Genomic DNA, 15,043 nt, shown 5'->3' on the forward strand with positions numbered 1-15,043 from the left:
CTATGCGGCGCCGACCTGCGGGCGGGCTCTCAGGCGGTGGTGCGCACGACGAGTGCACCGGGCTCCACCCAGGTCTCCACCTCGAGGGCGCGTCCGAGGACGTCGCCGTCGACCTGGGCCTGCTCGCCGCCCTCGACACGGATCGTGGCCCGGCGGGCGCGGGCGTGGTCGATGCGGCCGATCTTCATCTTGAGGTCGTTCTGCATGCCCATCCCCTGGGCGACGACCTCCCCGAAGAGCTGCGCCCACCCGGCCAGGCCGCCGCGGGTGTCGATGGCGGCGATGTCGAGCACGCCGTCGTCGATGAGGGCGTCGGGCAGCAGCGTGATGCCCCCCGGCAGCCGGCCGCAGTTGCCGACCATGATGGTGCGCAGGCGAGCCTCGACCGGGGGCAGGTCGTCCACGGTGATGCGGGCGTGCAGCCGGCGGCCGTGCAGGTGGCGTGCCCCGGCGAGGAAGTAGGCGACCCAGCCCATCTTCGCCTTGAGGACGTCGTCGGCGTCGGCGACCATCGCGGCGTCGAACCCGAGGCCTGCGATGACGAGGAACAGGTGGGCGGGCTCCTCGGCGGGTGCGTCGTGCGCCCGCTCGTCGTCCGCCGTCCGAGCCGCACCGTCGGAAGCGCCGTCGTCGGAAGTGCCGTCGTCGGAAGTGCCGTCGTCGGAAGTGCCGTCGTCGGGAGAGGCGTCGTCGGAACCGTCGTCCGCCGACTCGTCGTCGGCGGGGCGCTCGGTGACCCGCAGACGACCGACGTCGATGGTGCGGTCGATCCCGCCGAGGACGATCGCGAACGCGTCCTCGATGTCGGTCAGCGGCAGGTCGAGGTTGCGTGCCAACAGGTTGCCGGTGCCGGCGGGGATGATGCCCATCGGTCGGCCGGTCCCGACCATGCCGTCGGCGACCGCCCGGACGGTGCCGTCGCCACCCGCGGCGACCACGATGTCGGCGCCGTCCGCCAGCGCCTCCTGGGCCTGGCCGGTGCCCGGGTCCTCCACGGTGGTGTCGTAGAACCGCGGTTCCGGCAGGGCGGCCTCCGCCGCCATGCGACGCACGGTCGCGGCGACCTGCCGCGTGTGCTCCTTGGAGGGGTTGACGACGACGGCGACCTGCGGTCCGGCGGGCCGTGCCGCGGCCGGCGCGGCGGGAGCCGGCGCGGACGACGGGCGGTGCCGCCGCAGCAGGACGAGCGAGAGTGCGAGCGCGGCGAGGCCGACGACAAGTGCGACGATCCCGACGATCAGCTCCCATGGCATGTCCGCAACATAGGGCGAAACGCCCACCACCGCGACCTGCCGCTCCACCCGACCGGTCCGAGAGCACCCGAACCGTGCGGCGGCCCGGGAGACCCTGAGCCGGGAAACCACGGGTGGCCCGGGAACCCGGACCGATAGGCTGGCCGGGTGATCGACATCCGCCTCCTGCGTGACCAGCCCGACGTCGTCCGTGCGAGCCAGCAGGCCCGCGGCGCGGACACCTCCCTCGTGGACGCGGCGATCTCCGCGGACTCCCGACGACGGACCTCCCTGGCGGAGTACGAGTCGCTGCGCGCGGAGCAGAAGGCCATGGGCAAGCAGGTCGCCCAGGCCTCGGGCGACGAGAAGTCGGCTATGCTCGCCCGCACCAAGGAGCTCTCGGAGCAGGTCAAGAGCCACCAGGCGGCCGCGAACGACGCCGAGGCCGAGCTCGACGCGCTGCTGTACCGGATCCCCAACGTCGTCGAGGGCGCGCCCCCCGGGGCGAGGCCGACTTCGTGGAGCTCAAGCACGTCGGCACGCCGCGGGACTTCGCCGCCGAGGGCTTCGCCCCGCGCGACCACCTGGAGATCGGCGAGGGTCTCGGCGCGATCGACACCGCTCGCGGCGCGAAGGTCTCCGGCTCGCGGTTCTACTTCCTCACCGGCGTCGGCGCGCGCCTCGAGCTCGCGATCCTCAACGCGGCGATCGACCAGGCCCTCCAGGCCGGGTTCACCCCGATGATCACCCCGACGCTCGTCACCCCGGACACGATGCGCGGCACCGGGTTCCTCGGCGAGCACGCCGACGAGATCTACCGCCTGGAGCGCGACGACCTCTACCTGGTCGGCACCTCGGAGGTGGCGCTCGCGGGCTACCACGGCGACGAGATCATCGACCTGTCCGACGGCCCGCAGCGGTACGCCGGGTGGAGCGCCTGCTACCGCCGCGAGGCGGGCTCGCACGGCAAGGACGTGCGGGGCATCATCCGCGTGCACCAGTTCCAGAAGGTGGAGATGTTCAGCTACTGCTCGGTGCAGGACGCCGCGGCCGAGCACGAGCGTCTCCTCGCCTGGGAGGAGGCGATGCTGGCGAAGGTCGAGCTGCCCTACCGCGTCATCGACACGGCCGCGGGCGACCTCGGCACGTCGGCGGCCCGCAAGTTCGACTGCGAGGCGTGGCTGCCCAGCCAGGAGCGCTACCTGGAGCTGACCTCGACGTCCAACTGCACCACCTTCCAGGCGCGCCGCATGAACGTGCGCGAGCGCACGCAGGACGGCACGCGCACCGTCGCGACGCTCAACGGCACGCTGGGCACCACGCGCTGGATCGTCGCGATCCTGGAGAACCACCAGCAGCCCGACGGCTCGGTCCGCGTCCCGGAGGGCCTGCGGCCCTACCTGGGCGGGCTCGAGGTCCTCGAGCCGGTGCGCTGACCGGTGGCGACCGAGGGCGGCGGCGACCGGTACCTGGTCGCGCTCGACATCGACGGCACGCTGCTGTCCTACGACGGCGTGATGGCGCCGGTGGTGCACGACGCCGTCCGCGCCGTGCGGGACGCCGGCCACGAGGTGGTGCTCGCCTCGGGGCGTTCGCTGATCTCGATGCTGCCCGTCGCGGAGCACCTGGGGATCGGGTCCGGCTGGATGGTGTGCTCGAACGGTGCGGTGACGGTCCGGCTCGACTGGGACCTGCCGCAGGGCTGGGTCGCGCAGGACGTCGTCACGTTCGACCCGCAGCCGGCGCTCAGCGTGCTGCGTCACGAGCTCCCGGACGCGCTCTACGCGGTCGAGGACCTCGGCGTGGGCTTCCGGATGACCGACAGCTTCCCGGAGGGCGAGCTGGAGGGCGTGCACGTCGTGGTGCCGCTGGAGGAGCTGTGGGCCACGGAGGTGACCCGGGTGATCGTGCGCAGCCCGGAGTCCACGTCCGAGCGGTTCCACGAGCTGGTGGATCACCTCGGGCTCGACGACGTCACCTACGCCGTGGGGTGGAGCGCCTGGATGGACCTCGCGCCGCTCGGCGTCTCCAAGGCGACGGCGCTGGAGCAGGTCCGACGCCGCACCCACGTCCAGCCGCACCGCACGCTCGCTCTGGGTGACGGCCGCAACGACCTCGAGATGCTGCGCTGGGCCGCGCGCGGGGTGGCGATGGGCCACGCCGACGACGTCGTGCGCGGCGCGGCGGACGAGGTCACGGGCACGATCGACGAGGACGGCGCAGCGACGGTGCTGCGCGCCCTCCTCGGGTGAGGCTCAGTCGCGGGCGGTCAGGACCAGCGGGCCGTCGGCGGTGATCGCCACGGTGTGCTCGCTGTGCGCGCCGCGCGAGCCGTCGGCCGAGCGCAGGGTCCAGCCGTCGTCGTCGGTGTAGATCTCGTCGGTGGTCTCCAGGAACCACGGCTCGATGGCGATGACGAGGCCCGGTCGCAGGGGGTAGCCGCGCCCGGCGCGCCCGTCGTTGGGCACGTGCGGGTCTCCGTGCATGGTGCGCCCGACGCCGTGGCCGCCGAAGTCGGTGTTGATGGAGTACCCCGCCTCGCGGGCGACCGCGGCGATCGCCGCGGAGATGTCGCCGATCTTGCCGCCGGGCTGCGCCGCGGCGATGCCGGCGTCGAGGGCGAGCTCGGTGGTGCGGATGAGCTTCGTGTCGGCCTCGCCGCGCTCGGTGGTGGTGGGCTCGCCGACGACGAACGACAGGGCGGAGTCGGACACCCAGCCGTCCACCGCGACGGCGAAGTCGATGCTGAGCAGGTCGCCGTCGACGAGCGTGTAGTCGTGGGGCAGGCCGTGCAGGACGGCGTCGTTCACCGAGGTGCAGATGACCTTGCCGAAGGGGCTGGCCCCGAACGACGGGTGGTAGTCGATGTAGCAGGACTCCGCGCCGCGCTGCTTGATCAGCCGGTGGGCCAGCTCGTCGAGCTCGAGAAGGTTGACGCCCGGCCTGGCGGCCTCGCGCACGGCGGTGAGCGTCTCGCCCACGAACCGCCCGGCGGGCCGCATCTCCTCGACCTCGCGCGGGGTCCTCAGCTCGATCATGGGTGTCCTTCCAGGGTCCGGTCCGGGGGTGCTGGCTACAGGGTGTCATGAATTGCGGCACGGCTCGTGGCAGGGGTCGTGGCAGGGGGCGTGGCACGGATCACGGCAGGCTCGTGCCGCGGATCGCGACGCTTTCGGGCGCGTGGATCGTCACCGCATCGTGATCCTGGGACACCGCTTGTCCGGTTGCGCTCTCAGCAACGTTGCGGTCTGCTTTACAAAGGGTGCGAGATCGACCTGTCCGGGACAAAGTGGACCAGGGACTCGCCCAGGTCGACGGCGACCGTCGTCGGTGACCACACGACGCAGTGGAGGGGTTGGCATGACCAGAAGCACGACGACACGACGGCGCGGAGGTGTCGTCCTCGCGGGCGCAGCGAGCCTCGCGCTCATCCTTGCCGGCTGCAGCGACCCCGACGGTGAGGGCGGCGTCGGCACCGACGAGGAGTCCGGCGAGGCCATGGAGTCGATGGTCGACTGCGCCGACTACGAGGAGTTCGGCGACCTCGAGGGCACCGAGGTGAGCGTCTACACCTCGATCGTCGAGCCCGAGCAGGCCACCCAGGAGGCGTCCTACGACGCGTTCGAGGAGTGCACGGGCGTCACGGTGAACTACGAGGGTTCCCGCGAGTTCGAGGCGCAGCTCCTGGTGCGCGTCCAGGCGGGCAACGCCCCGGACATCGCCTACCTGCCCCAGCCGGGTCTGCTCAACACGATCGTCAACGACTACCCGGACGCCATCGTCCCGGCCCCCGACGCGACCGTGGCCAACGTCGACGAGTTCTTCTCGGAGACGTGGAAGGGCTACGGCACCGTCGACGACACGTTCTACGCGGCCCCGCTCGGCGCGAACGCCAAGTCGTTCGTCTGGTACTCCCCGCAGATGTTCGCCGACGCCGGCTACGAGATCCCCGAGACGTGGAGCGACCTCATGGCGCTCACCGAGACCATCGCCTCGGACCAGGAGACCCTGCCCTGGTGCGCCGGTGTCGAGTCCGGTGACGCCACCGGCTGGCCGGGCACCGACTGGATCGAGGACGTCGTCCTGCGGACCGCCGGTCCCGACGTCTACGAGCAGTGGTACACCCACGAGATCCCCTTCAACGACCCGCAGATCGTCGAGGCGTGGGACACCACCGGGGAGATCCTCAAGAACGACGCCTACGTGAACGCCGGGCTCGGTGGGGTCGACTCCATCGCCACGTCCCCGTGGACGGACGCCGGGTTCCCCATCCTGGACGGCAACTGCTGGCTGCACCGGGCGGCGAACTTCTACCAGACGCAGTGGCCGTCCGGCACGGAGGTCGCCTCCGACGGTGACGTCTTCGCGTTCTACCTGCCGACCGACCAGACGGACATCAAGCCGGTCCTCGGCGGCGGCGAGTTCGTGGCGGCGTTCGACGACCGTCCCGAGGTGCAGGCCTTCCAGACCTTCCTCTCCAGCGACGACTGGGCCAACGAGAAGGCCATGGCCACGCCCGACGGCGGCTGGGTCAGCGCGAACACGGGCCTCGACCCGGAGAACCTGCAGACCGAGTTCGACCAGCTCGCCTGGGAGACCCTGGCCGACGAGAACGCCGTCATCGCGTTCGACGGTTCCGACCTGATGCCCGGCGACGTCGGTGCGGGCACGTTCTGGACCGGGATCGTCAACTGGCTGACCGGTTCGGACACCCAGGAGGTCGTGGACACGATCGAGAGCTCCTGGCCCGAGTGATCCGTCCGCGGCCGGTCCGGGGCGCCCGAGGCGTCCCGGACCGGCCGCGCCGTCCCTGAAGGAGGTCACCCGTGTCCTGGTTGCTGGAGCCGTCCAACCCCGCCGAGAAGTTCCTCGTCATGTTCGTGGCGATCCTGCTGTTCGTCGCGATCATGAGCATCGTCCTCTTCGCCGTGGACCGACCGAAGCGCATCCCCAACTGGCTCGTCGCGCTCGGGTTCGTCGGTCTGCCGCTCGCCTTCCTCGCCTACGGGCTGCTGCGTCCCGCCGGGATCACGTTGTGGAACTCGTTCCTCAACCGCAACAGCACCGAGTTCGTCGGGCTCGACAACTACGTGACGGCGTTCACCACGCCGCAGTTCCAGAAGGTGCTGCTGGTGACAGCGGCCTGGGTCGTCCTTGCGCCGCTGCTGAGCACCGTCATCGGGCTGGTCTACGCCGTCCTGGTGGACCGCACCCGGTTCGAGAAGCTCGCCAAGGCGCTCGTCTTCATCCCGATGGCGATCTCCATGGTCGGCGCGTCCATCATCTGGGGATTCGTCTACGAGTTCCGGCCCGACCAGGCCGGCATCCAGCAGATCGGTCTGCTCAACCAGGTGCTGGTCTGGCTCGGGCTGCCGCCGCAGCAGTTCCTCATCGGGCAGCCGTGGAACACCGGGTTCCTCATCGTCGTGATGATCTGGATCCAGACCGGTTTCGCCATGACCGTGCTGTCCGCCGCCATCAAGGCCATCCCCGACGACATCGTCGAGGCGGCCCGCCTGGACGGCCTGCACGGGATGCAGATGTTCCGGTACATCACGGTGCCGAGCATCCGTCCCGCCCTCGTCGTCGTGCTGACCACGATCGCCATGGCGACGCTCAAGGCCTTCGACATCGTCCGGACCATGACCGGTGGGCAGTTCGGCACCCAGGTCGTGGCGAACGAGTTCTACACCCAGGCGTTCCGGCAGAACAACCAGGGGCTCGCCGCGGCGCTGGCCGTCGTGCTGTTCATCCTGGTGGTCCCGATCATCGTCTACAACGTGCGCCAGATGCGGAAGGCGGAGGACATCCGATGAGTACCCCGACGCCCGTCCCCACCCACGCCGTCGACGACGACACGGCCGCCCAGGCGCCCCCGCGCAAGCTGTCCCGGCTCGAGAAGCGGGCCATCGCCACCAAGGGCCGGCTGAGCTCGCCGTGGGCGTCCGGGATCGCGATCCTGCTGGCGATCCTGTGGACCATCCCCACGATCGGCCTGCTCGTCACCTCCGTGCGGCCCGAGCTCGACATCCGCAACAGCGGGTGGTGGACCGTCATCCCCGGCATCTTCACCGGCGAGGCGGAGTTCACGGCCGACAACTACAACGAGGCGCTCTACGGGAACTCCTCGAACCTGGCGACGTTCTTCGTCAACTCGTTCGTCATCACCATCCCCGCGGTGATCATCCCGCTCACGCTGGCCCTGCTGGCGGCCTACGCGTTCGCGTGGATCCCGTTCAAGGGCCGTGAGGTGCTGTTCGTGGCGGTGTTCTCGCTGCAGGTGGTGCCGCTGCAGGTCGCCCTCGTCCCGCTGCTGTCGGACTACGTCGACTGGGGGATCAACGGCTCCTTCTGGACGGTGTGGCTCTCCCACTCGATCTTCGCCCTGCCGCTGGCGATCTTCCTGCTGCACAACTTCATGCGGGACATCCCGCCGTCGCTCGTGGAGGCGGCGCGGGTCGACGGCGCAGGCCACGTCAAGATCTTCTTCCGCGTCCTGTTCCCGCTGCTCGTGCCGGCGATCGCCTCGTTCGGGATCTTCCAGTTCCTGTGGGTCTGGAACGACCTGCTCGTCGGCCTCACCTTCGCGGCGCGCCCCTACCAGCCGATGACGGTGGCCGTGGCCGAGCTGGCGGGCTCCCGGGGCGGGGACTGGCACCTGCTGACGGCCGGTGCGTTCATCTCGATGATCGTGCCGCTGGTCGTGTTCATCGCGCTGCAGCGGTACTTCGTGCGCGGGATGCTGGCGGGGGCGGTCAAGGGCTGATCACCCGGTCGGCACCTCACCGGTCGGCACCTCACGTCGGCGCCTCACCAGGCCGACGAACGGTGGGCGGAGGTTCTCCTCCGCCCACCGTTCATGGGCAGCCCCTCGCTCCGTCGTCGCCCCGAGGGGGACGGCCGGAGCATCCGGGCGTGGTCAGGCTCCGGCGGGGTACCCGGGAGCGACGGCGCCGCGCGGGTCGGCGCCGTACTGGTTGGGTCCCCGGGTGCCCTCGAGCAGCCAGAAGACGAGCAGGACGATGGCGCCGACGACCGGGATGAACGCCAGCAGCAGGAACAGGCCGGACTTGTCCTGGTCGTGCAGGCGGCGCACGGCCACCGACAGGGTGGCGATGAAGAAGTACACCCACAGGGCCAGCAGCGCCAGACCCAGGACGACACCGACGGTCCAGGTCAGGGCAGGGACGTCGATCGCGGCCATGATGCCGCTGATGGCCCCCGCCACGATGCCGACACCGAGCCCCACCAGGGCGCAGAAGAGGTACCACCACCAGAACTCCGAGCGTCGCGACCGCCCGGTGAAGGTCGTGAGGTTGGTGCGGACGGACGTGACGGCCTCGCCGAATCCCATGGTGCGCCTTTCGAGGTGGGGCCGCGGCACAGGCGTGCCACGGACCGTGAACATAGGGTCTGTGCCCACGTGGCGTCCAGACATTCGCCATGATTTCATCACACGCTCGGTTCAGCGAGACGGTCTCGCCCCGCCGCGGACGTAGGCTCCCCAGGTGCCCGACGCGACCGCCCCCGTGCCGCCCGGTCCGCCGTCGTCGACGCGCGTGCCGGCGCTCGACCGGGTGCCCGCGCCGGCCCTGTTCGTCGTCTCGGGGCTGACGCTCTATCTCGGGGCGGCGGTGGCCGTCGGGCTGTTCGACACGCTCGGTGCACCCACCGTGAGCTGGTGGCGGATCGTGCTGGCCGCCGTCGTCCTCGTCGCCTGGCGGCGCCCGTGGCGCCGCCGCTGGACGCGGCACGAGCTGCTGGTCGCCGCCCTGTTCGGCATCGCGCTGTCCGCGATGAACATCGTCTTCTACGTGGGGATCGACCACCTCCCGCTCGGCGTGGCCGTGGCCATCGAGTTCACCGGGCCGATCGCCGTCGCCGCCGTCACCGGCCGGGGCTGGCGCGAGCGTGGCGCGATCGTCGTGGCAGCCCTCGGCGTCGTGCTGCTCGCGGGCGTCACGCTGGAGGGTGACCTGCCGCGCGACGACGTCGTCGTGGGCCTGGTCGCCGTGCTGACGGCCGCGGCGTGCTGGGCGGGCTACATCGTGCTCGGCAAGCGTGTGGCCGGGGCGGGCGGCGGGATCGACGCGCTCGCGGTCGGCATGGTCGCGGGCGCGCTGGTGTTCGCGCCGTTCTTCGGTTCCTCGGTGGCCGTCGTGGTGCCGGACGTGGCGCTGCTCGGCTTCCTGCTCGTCGTCGCCCTGTGCTCGTCGGTGGTGCCCTACGTCCTGGACCAGGTGGTGCTCCGGCGCGTCGGGACGGCGACGTTCTCCGTGCTCCTGGCGATGCTGCCGGCGACGGCGACCGTCGTCGGGGCCGTCGTGCTGCAGCAGCTGCCGACCTGGCCCGAGCTGGTCGGGCTGGCCCTGATCAGCGGGGCCATCATGATGACGGCGACCGGCCGCCGCTGAGGGACGGCCGGGTCGTCGGGGCACCGCGTCGGCGGACGACGTCAGGGGATGAGGAGCACCTTGCCGAACACCTCGCCCGACTCCATCAGCGTGTGCGCCGTCTCGGCGTCGGCGAACGGCACCCGGGCGTGCACGACCGGCCGGACCTGCCCGGCCTCGATCATCGGCCAGACGTGCTCCACGACGTCGCTGACGAGACGGGCCTTCTGGTCGGCGCTGCGCGGGCGCAGCGTGGTGCCGGTGACGACCGCCTGCTTCGCCATGAGCGCACCGAGGTCGAGCTCGCCGCGACGGCCCCGCTGCAGCCCGATGACGACGAGTCGGCCGCCGGGCGCGAGGGCTCGGACGTTGTCCTGCAGGCCGCCGCCGCCCAGCACGTCGAGGACGACGTCGGCACCCCGCCCGCCGGTGGCGTCGCGGACCGCCTCGACGACGTCCTCGGTGCGGTGGTCGACGACGACGTCGGCACCGAGGTCGCGGCAGCGGGCGGCACGGTCGGGGCCACCCGCGGTCGTCACGACACGCGCACCGAGCGCGGCCCCGACCTGGACGGCGATGCTGCCCACGCCCCCCGACCCGCCGTGGACGAGCAGGGTCTCCCCGGGCCGCAGGCGGCCGGCGTCGACGACGTTCGCCCAGGTGGTGCACACGGCCTCGGGAAGGCCGCCGGCGTCCACCAGCGGGACCCCCGCGGGCAGGGGCATCGTCTGGCTCGCGCGCACCACCACGTGGTCGGCGTACCCACCGCCTTCGAGGAGCGCGAGGACCGGTTCACCGACACGCCGGGAGGACACGCCAGGCCCGAGCCGACGGACGATACCGGAGATCTCGAGACCCGGCCACTCGGGTGCGCCGGGCGGCGGAGGGTAGTTTCCGGCGCGTTGTAGCAGGTCAGCACGGTTGACGCCACTGGAGGCGACCTCGACCAGGACCTCGCCCTGGTCCGGTTCGCGAAGTTCCGCCCGACTCGTGGTGAGTTTCCCTGAGGGCTCCTGGACCGTTATCGTGACCGCTCGCACACCGATTGAGCCTACCCGCGCGCGATGTCGAGCAAGGGAGCGGTCCCAGGCGGTTGCGGCGTACACCGACGGCGCGAGGGGAAGACCCTCCCGTGCCGCCGAACGATCAGTGATGGAGAGAGGTCCCCATGCTCCGCAGGTTGGGCGTTCGCGGGAAGATCCTTGCGACACTCGCCGTGCCGATCTTCGTCCTGGTGCTCGCGGCGTCCTACATCTCGTGGGGTGCCGCGCAGGACGCGGTCGAGGCTCGTCAGACGTCCGAGCTGGTCGACAGCCTCGAGCTGCAGGACGCGGCGGGAACGGCCGTGGCGACGGAACGTGCCGTCGCGATGGCGTTCCTGAGGGGTGTGCCCGACACCGCGGAAGCCCTCGCGCAGGCGCAGGAGCAGACCGACATCGCCGTCGACGCCCGCAACGAGCGGCTGCGCGACCTCGACACGAGCGCCATGAGCCTCAACGTCCGGGACGCGATCAACAAGACCCTCGCGGACCGCAGCGTGCTCGACGAGCTCCAGGACCGCGTCGCGAACAGCCCCATCTCGGAGTCCGCGGCCACCGAGCAGTACACCGCCGTCATCGAGAACGCGCTCGACGTCCCGCGCAGCGTCTCGGCCTCCGCCGAGGACGTCGGGCTGTCGGAGCGGCTCAACGCGTACATCGCCATGGACGACGCCATGCTGGCCAACACCTACGAGCGTCCGCTCATCTCGCTGGCCATCGCGGACATCGCCCAGGCCCGCCTCAAGGACGAGGACAACCCCGTCTACGACACGCAGCTCACCCAGCGGGTCGTGAGCGCGATCAAGGAGACCGACGAGCTGCGCGGCGAGGCGCAGGAGCGGCTGAGCGACCTCGGGATGGGCGACCTGCCGGCGCTGTCCGAGGACCTCAACGACCTGCGGTTCGCGCTCGAGTTCTGGAGCCCGACGAGCATCGACCCGGCCGCGGCCGCCCGCGCCGCGGAGCTCTCCCAGGAGTGGATCTCCGCGATGCAGCCGGTCCGCGACGACGTCCGGGCCGAGACGGTCGGCTACGCGACCGACCTGTCGTCGAACGCCCGGAACCAGGCCATCGGCACCATCCTGGCGACCTTCGGCATCGTGCTCCTCTCGCTCGTGATCGCGCTCGTCATCGCCCGCCGGATCGTCACGCCGCTGCGTCGCCTGACGACGGCGACCGCCGAGGTCCGTGACCGCCTGCCCCAGATGGTCGAGCAGATGGCCGTCCCCGGTCAGGCGCCCGCCATCGAGCTGGTGCAGATCCCGGTCGAGTCGTCCGACGAGATCGGCCGCCTGGCCAACGCGTTCAACGAGGTGAACGAGACCACGATGGAGGTCGCCCGCGAGCAGGCCGCCCTCCGTGGGTCGATCGCGGAGATGTTCGTCAACGTCGCCCGCCGCGACCAGGTGCTGCTCAACCGGCAGCTCGCCTTCCTCGACGACCTCGAGCGCTCCGAGGAGGACCCGAGCACGCTGTCCAACCTCTTCCGGCTGGACCACCTCGCGACCCGGATGCGCCGCAACGCGGAGTCCCTGCTGGTCCTCGCGGGCATCGACTCCGGTCGGCGTGTGCGCAACCCGATGCCGGTCTCCGACGTCATCCGTACGGCGTCGTCGGAGATCGAGCTGTACGACCGGGTCCGACTGAACCTGATGGTCGACCCGCAGATGCTGGGCCACAACGCGCTCAACGCGGCGCACCTGCTGGCCGAGCTGCTCGAGAACGCGACGATGTTCTCCGAGCCGCACACCCCGGTCGAGGTGACGACCACGCGGGACGCCCGCGGTGTCGTCGTGGCGGTGCGCGACCACGGCCTGGGGATGTCGGCACAGGAGATCGCCGACGCCAACGTGCGCGTCGGCTCGTCGACCGCGTCGGACGCCGTCGGCGCCCAGCGCCTCGGCCTCTACGTCGTCGGACGCCTGGCGGCCCGCCTCAACGCGCGGGTCGAGTTCAGCACCGGGATCGAGGGCAAGGGCACGCTCGTGACCGTCGTCTTCCCGCCCGAGCTGTTCCTCGCCGACGAGGCCGTGCCCCTGCCGCAGCCGACCGACCCCCTGGAGGCGGCGACGCAGCGCTCCGTGGCGGCCCTGGGCACGGCGCCCGCGGTGTCCGAGACCCCCGTGCCGACCGCGTCCGACGACGCCCCCGTCGCCCGGCCGCAGCCCTCGCCCGTCGCCTCGGCGAGCGCGGACAGCGCGGCGCCGACCGCGTCGGCGCACCCGACCACCTCGAGCTTCGGCCTGGCCGAGCCCGAACCTCCGGTCGTGGAGGCGGTCGACCTCGACGCGCTCACCGACGGCACGACGACGAGCGGCATGCCGCGCCGTCGCCGCAACGACACCGAGACGCCCACCGAGGCCATCGTGCTGCCGCCGCTCGCGACCCCCGAGCTGGACGAGTCCTCGCTGCCGGCCGAGCTCGACGCGCAGTGGAGCCCGCCCAGCGACGTGGCCGCGCAGAGCGGGTCGCTGCCGAGCCGTTCGCTGCCGAGCCGGCAGCGGTCCGCGCAGTCGAGCACCGAACCGCCCGCCGTCTCGGGGACCATGCCGCTGATCGCGCCCGACGTCGAGAGCCCGCTGGAGTCCCTCGGTGTCGAGCAGCGCACCGGGCTGTTCTCGAGCTTCCGGTCCATGGAGCGACTCGAGGAGAGCCCGCAGGAGAGCACTCTCCAGCTCGACGCCGTCACCGACGACCCGGCGGACCTCCCGGCGAGCTTCGGCGAGGAGTCCCCGGCCGAGCACGCACCCGTCACCGCGCCGGACGTCGACGCGGCCTCGCAGTCGGCGCCCGAGCCGACGCGCGTCCCGGCGCCCGAGCCGACGCGCGTCCCGGAGCCCGAGCCGGTGCGCCCGGTCGAGTCCGAGCCGGTCGCCGAGACCGGGTCGGCTCCCGAGTCCCGGGAGGAGCAGGAGTCGCAGGGATACTCCGCGCTGCCGGCGTTCGAGGACCTCATGTCGGACCTGCCGAACAAGCGGGGCGACGGTCAGGCTCCGACCAGCCGCAAGCGCGGCCTCTTCGGCCGCAAGCCGGCCGTCGACGCGGTCGCCCCGGACGATGTCGCGGACTCGACGCAGCCGATCGGATCGCTCGACGGCAACGACCCGCTCGGCGAGCGCTTCGTCCCCGAGGCCGAGCCGAGCTGGGCGTCCGCCGCTGCTCCGGCCTTCGACGAGTCGTTCGATCCGCGGCCGGCGTCGTCGGGCCCCGACCGATCGACGCCGGAGTCGGTGCCGTACCCGTCGTGGATGGCGCCGCAGTCCTCCACCACACCTGCCCCGCCCGCCGAGTCGACGCCCGCGCCGGCCGCGGACCTGACCCCCGCGGTCGAGGAAGTCCCCTACGCGCAGGTGGCCCCCACACCGGCCCCGGCGCCGGCGCCCGCGCCCGCGCCTGCGCGGGCCGACGAGCCGGAGCCGACCGCCTATGCCGGATCGACGGGCTACGGCGAATCAGTGCTGCCCCTGCGCTCGACGAGCGGCCGACCCGCCGATCCGTTGGACTCCCCGTACACGCACGACACCGTCGAGGCGCGCTCGGAGTGGATGGCGTCGGCGGTCCTCTACGAGGAGATGTCGACGCTCATGCAGCGGGGTGTCTTCCAGGAAGGAAACGTGACGACCAGCAATCCCGAGCCCACCTATGAGCCCACCACCGTGGTCCCCGCCGGCCCGGGCCTCTCACGCCGCAACCGCAGCGCCGAGCAGGTCGCGTCGAACGATCGTTTCACGGCACGGATCGAGCGCGACCCGGAGCAGTTGCGCGCGCGTCTCTCGGCCTTCCAGTCCGCCACAGCACGTGGTCGTTCGGAAGTCACGGAGGACGGGGCCTCGACGGATGGGGCCTTCACGATGAATGATGTCCATGGATCTGCTCCGCACCAGCGGTGACCTGCGCGCACACGCGCACCTGACGAGGAGGAAGCGTGACCCTCAGTACTGAAGCAACCAACTTCGGGTGGCTTCTCGACAACTTCGTCCGGACCGTGCCGGGCAGCCGCCACACCCTGGTGGTCTCTGCCGACGGTCTGCTCATGGCGATGTCGGACCAGCTCGACCGGACGAGCGGTGACCAGCTCGCCGCGATCGTGTCGGGCATGTCGAGCCTCACCCGTGGCGCGTCCCGCCAGCTCAACGGCGGCAACGTGCGCCAGGCGATCATCGAGATGGACAACGGGTTCCTGTTCCTGATGAACGTCTCCAACGGGTCCGTGCTCGCGGTCGTCGCCGAGGCGACCTGCGACATCGGTCTCATCGGCTACGAGATGGCGCTCCTGGTGTCGCGGACCGAGGCGACCCTGACCCCGCAGCTCATCTCGGAGATGCGTGGCAACCTCCCCGTCGACGGCGCTGTCCGCTCCGTGCGGGTGGGATGAGGC

At 71.5% G+C, this 15,043-nt stretch carries 11 protein-coding genes and 1 pseudogene; 8 read left to right on the forward strand and 4 right to left on the reverse strand.

All coding sequences use genetic code 11. The annotated features are described in order from the left end of the window. Nucleotides 1–29: 29 nt before the first annotated feature. Complete coding sequence (locus ACNHYB_RS12440) at nucleotides 30–1,253, reverse strand: diacylglycerol kinase family protein (RefSeq protein WP_418275659.1); 1,224 nt, start codon at nucleotides 1,251–1,253, stop codon at nucleotides 30–32. Nucleotides 1,254–1,400: 147 nt separating this feature from the next. On the opposite strand from ACNHYB_RS12440, the pseudogene serS reads away from it, so the two are divergent. Together serS and ACNHYB_RS12450 are read left to right on the forward strand one after the other, a co-directional pair. After that, nucleotides 1,401–2,668, forward strand: a pseudogene (gene serS / locus ACNHYB_RS12445) (serine--tRNA ligase). Between the two features lie 3 nt (nucleotides 2,669–2,671). Further along, a complete protein-coding gene (locus tag ACNHYB_RS12450; protein ID WP_418275660.1) occupies nucleotides 2,672–3,484 on the forward strand; it encodes an HAD family hydrolase in 813 nt (270 codons plus the stop codon). Nucleotides 3,485–3,487: 3 nt separating this feature from the next. On the opposite strand, the gene map is transcribed toward ACNHYB_RS12450, so the two are convergent. Further along, a complete protein-coding gene (map, locus tag ACNHYB_RS12455) occupies nucleotides 3,488–4,270 on the reverse strand; it encodes a type I methionyl aminopeptidase (RefSeq protein ID WP_418275661.1) in 783 nt (260 codons plus the stop codon). A 322-nt stretch (nucleotides 4,271–4,592) separates the two neighbouring features. Here map and ACNHYB_RS12460 point away from each other — a divergent pair, with 322 nt between their 5' ends. The 3 genes from ACNHYB_RS12460 (at nucleotide 4,593) to ACNHYB_RS12470 (ending at nucleotide 7,998) form a co-directional block, all read left to right on the forward strand. Then, nucleotides 4,593–5,987, forward strand: coding sequence for an ABC transporter substrate-binding protein (locus ACNHYB_RS12460; RefSeq protein WP_418275662.1), 1,395 nt, complete (start codon nucleotides 4,593–4,595; stop codon nucleotides 5,985–5,987). A gap of 71 nt (nucleotides 5,988–6,058) precedes the next feature. Then, nucleotides 6,059–7,048: a carbohydrate ABC transporter permease gene (locus ACNHYB_RS12465; protein WP_418275663.1), complete on the forward strand. Its 990-nt coding sequence runs from the start codon at nucleotides 6,059–6,061 to the stop codon at nucleotides 7,046–7,048. Then, nucleotides 7,045–7,998 (forward strand): carbohydrate ABC transporter permease, encoded by a 954-nt coding sequence (locus ACNHYB_RS12470; RefSeq protein WP_418275664.1) that lies wholly within the window; start codon nucleotides 7,045–7,047, stop codon nucleotides 7,996–7,998. The genes ACNHYB_RS12465 and ACNHYB_RS12470 overlap by 4 nt, the downstream gene beginning before the upstream one ends. A gap of 153 nt (nucleotides 7,999–8,151) precedes the next feature. Here the strand turns inward: ACNHYB_RS12470 and ACNHYB_RS12475 are convergent, their stop codons facing one another. Continuing rightward, nucleotides 8,152–8,586: a DUF805 domain-containing protein gene (locus ACNHYB_RS12475; protein ID WP_418275665.1), complete on the reverse strand. Its 435-nt coding sequence runs from the start codon at nucleotides 8,584–8,586 to the stop codon at nucleotides 8,152–8,154. A 223-nt stretch (nucleotides 8,587–8,809) separates the two neighbouring features. Here ACNHYB_RS12475 and ACNHYB_RS12480 point away from each other — a divergent pair, with 223 nt between their 5' ends. Next, nucleotides 8,810–9,646: an EamA family transporter gene (locus tag ACNHYB_RS12480; RefSeq protein WP_418278043.1), complete on the forward strand. Its 837-nt coding sequence runs from the start codon at nucleotides 8,810–8,812 to the stop codon at nucleotides 9,644–9,646. A 41-nt stretch (nucleotides 9,647–9,687) separates the two neighbouring features. Here ACNHYB_RS12480 and ACNHYB_RS12485 read toward each other — a convergent pair whose 3' ends face one another. After that, complete coding sequence (locus tag ACNHYB_RS12485) at nucleotides 9,688–10,836, reverse strand: NAD(P)H-quinone oxidoreductase (RefSeq protein WP_418275666.1); 1,149 nt, start codon at nucleotides 10,834–10,836, stop codon at nucleotides 9,688–9,690. On the opposite strand from ACNHYB_RS12485, the gene ACNHYB_RS12490 reads away from it, so the two are divergent. Both ACNHYB_RS12490 and ACNHYB_RS12495 read left to right on the forward strand, forming a co-directional pair. Continuing rightward, the gene (locus ACNHYB_RS12490) at nucleotides 10,794–14,555 is read left to right on the forward strand and encodes an ATP-binding protein (protein WP_418275667.1); all 3,762 of its coding nucleotides are present in this window, start codon (nucleotides 10,794–10,796) and stop codon (nucleotides 14,553–14,555) included. The genes ACNHYB_RS12485 and ACNHYB_RS12490 overlap by 43 nt on opposite strands. Nucleotides 14,556–14,590: 35 nt before the next feature. Beyond that, nucleotides 14,591–15,040: a roadblock/LC7 domain-containing protein gene (locus ACNHYB_RS12495; RefSeq protein WP_418275668.1), complete on the forward strand. Its 450-nt coding sequence runs from the start codon at nucleotides 14,591–14,593 to the stop codon at nucleotides 15,038–15,040. Nucleotides 15,041–15,043 lie beyond the last annotated feature (3 nt).

Source organism: Isoptericola jiangsuensis (genome assembly GCF_048320105.1).
Taxonomy (GTDB): Bacteria; Actinomycetota; Actinomycetes; order Actinomycetales; family Cellulomonadaceae; genus Isoptericola; species Isoptericola jiangsuensis_A.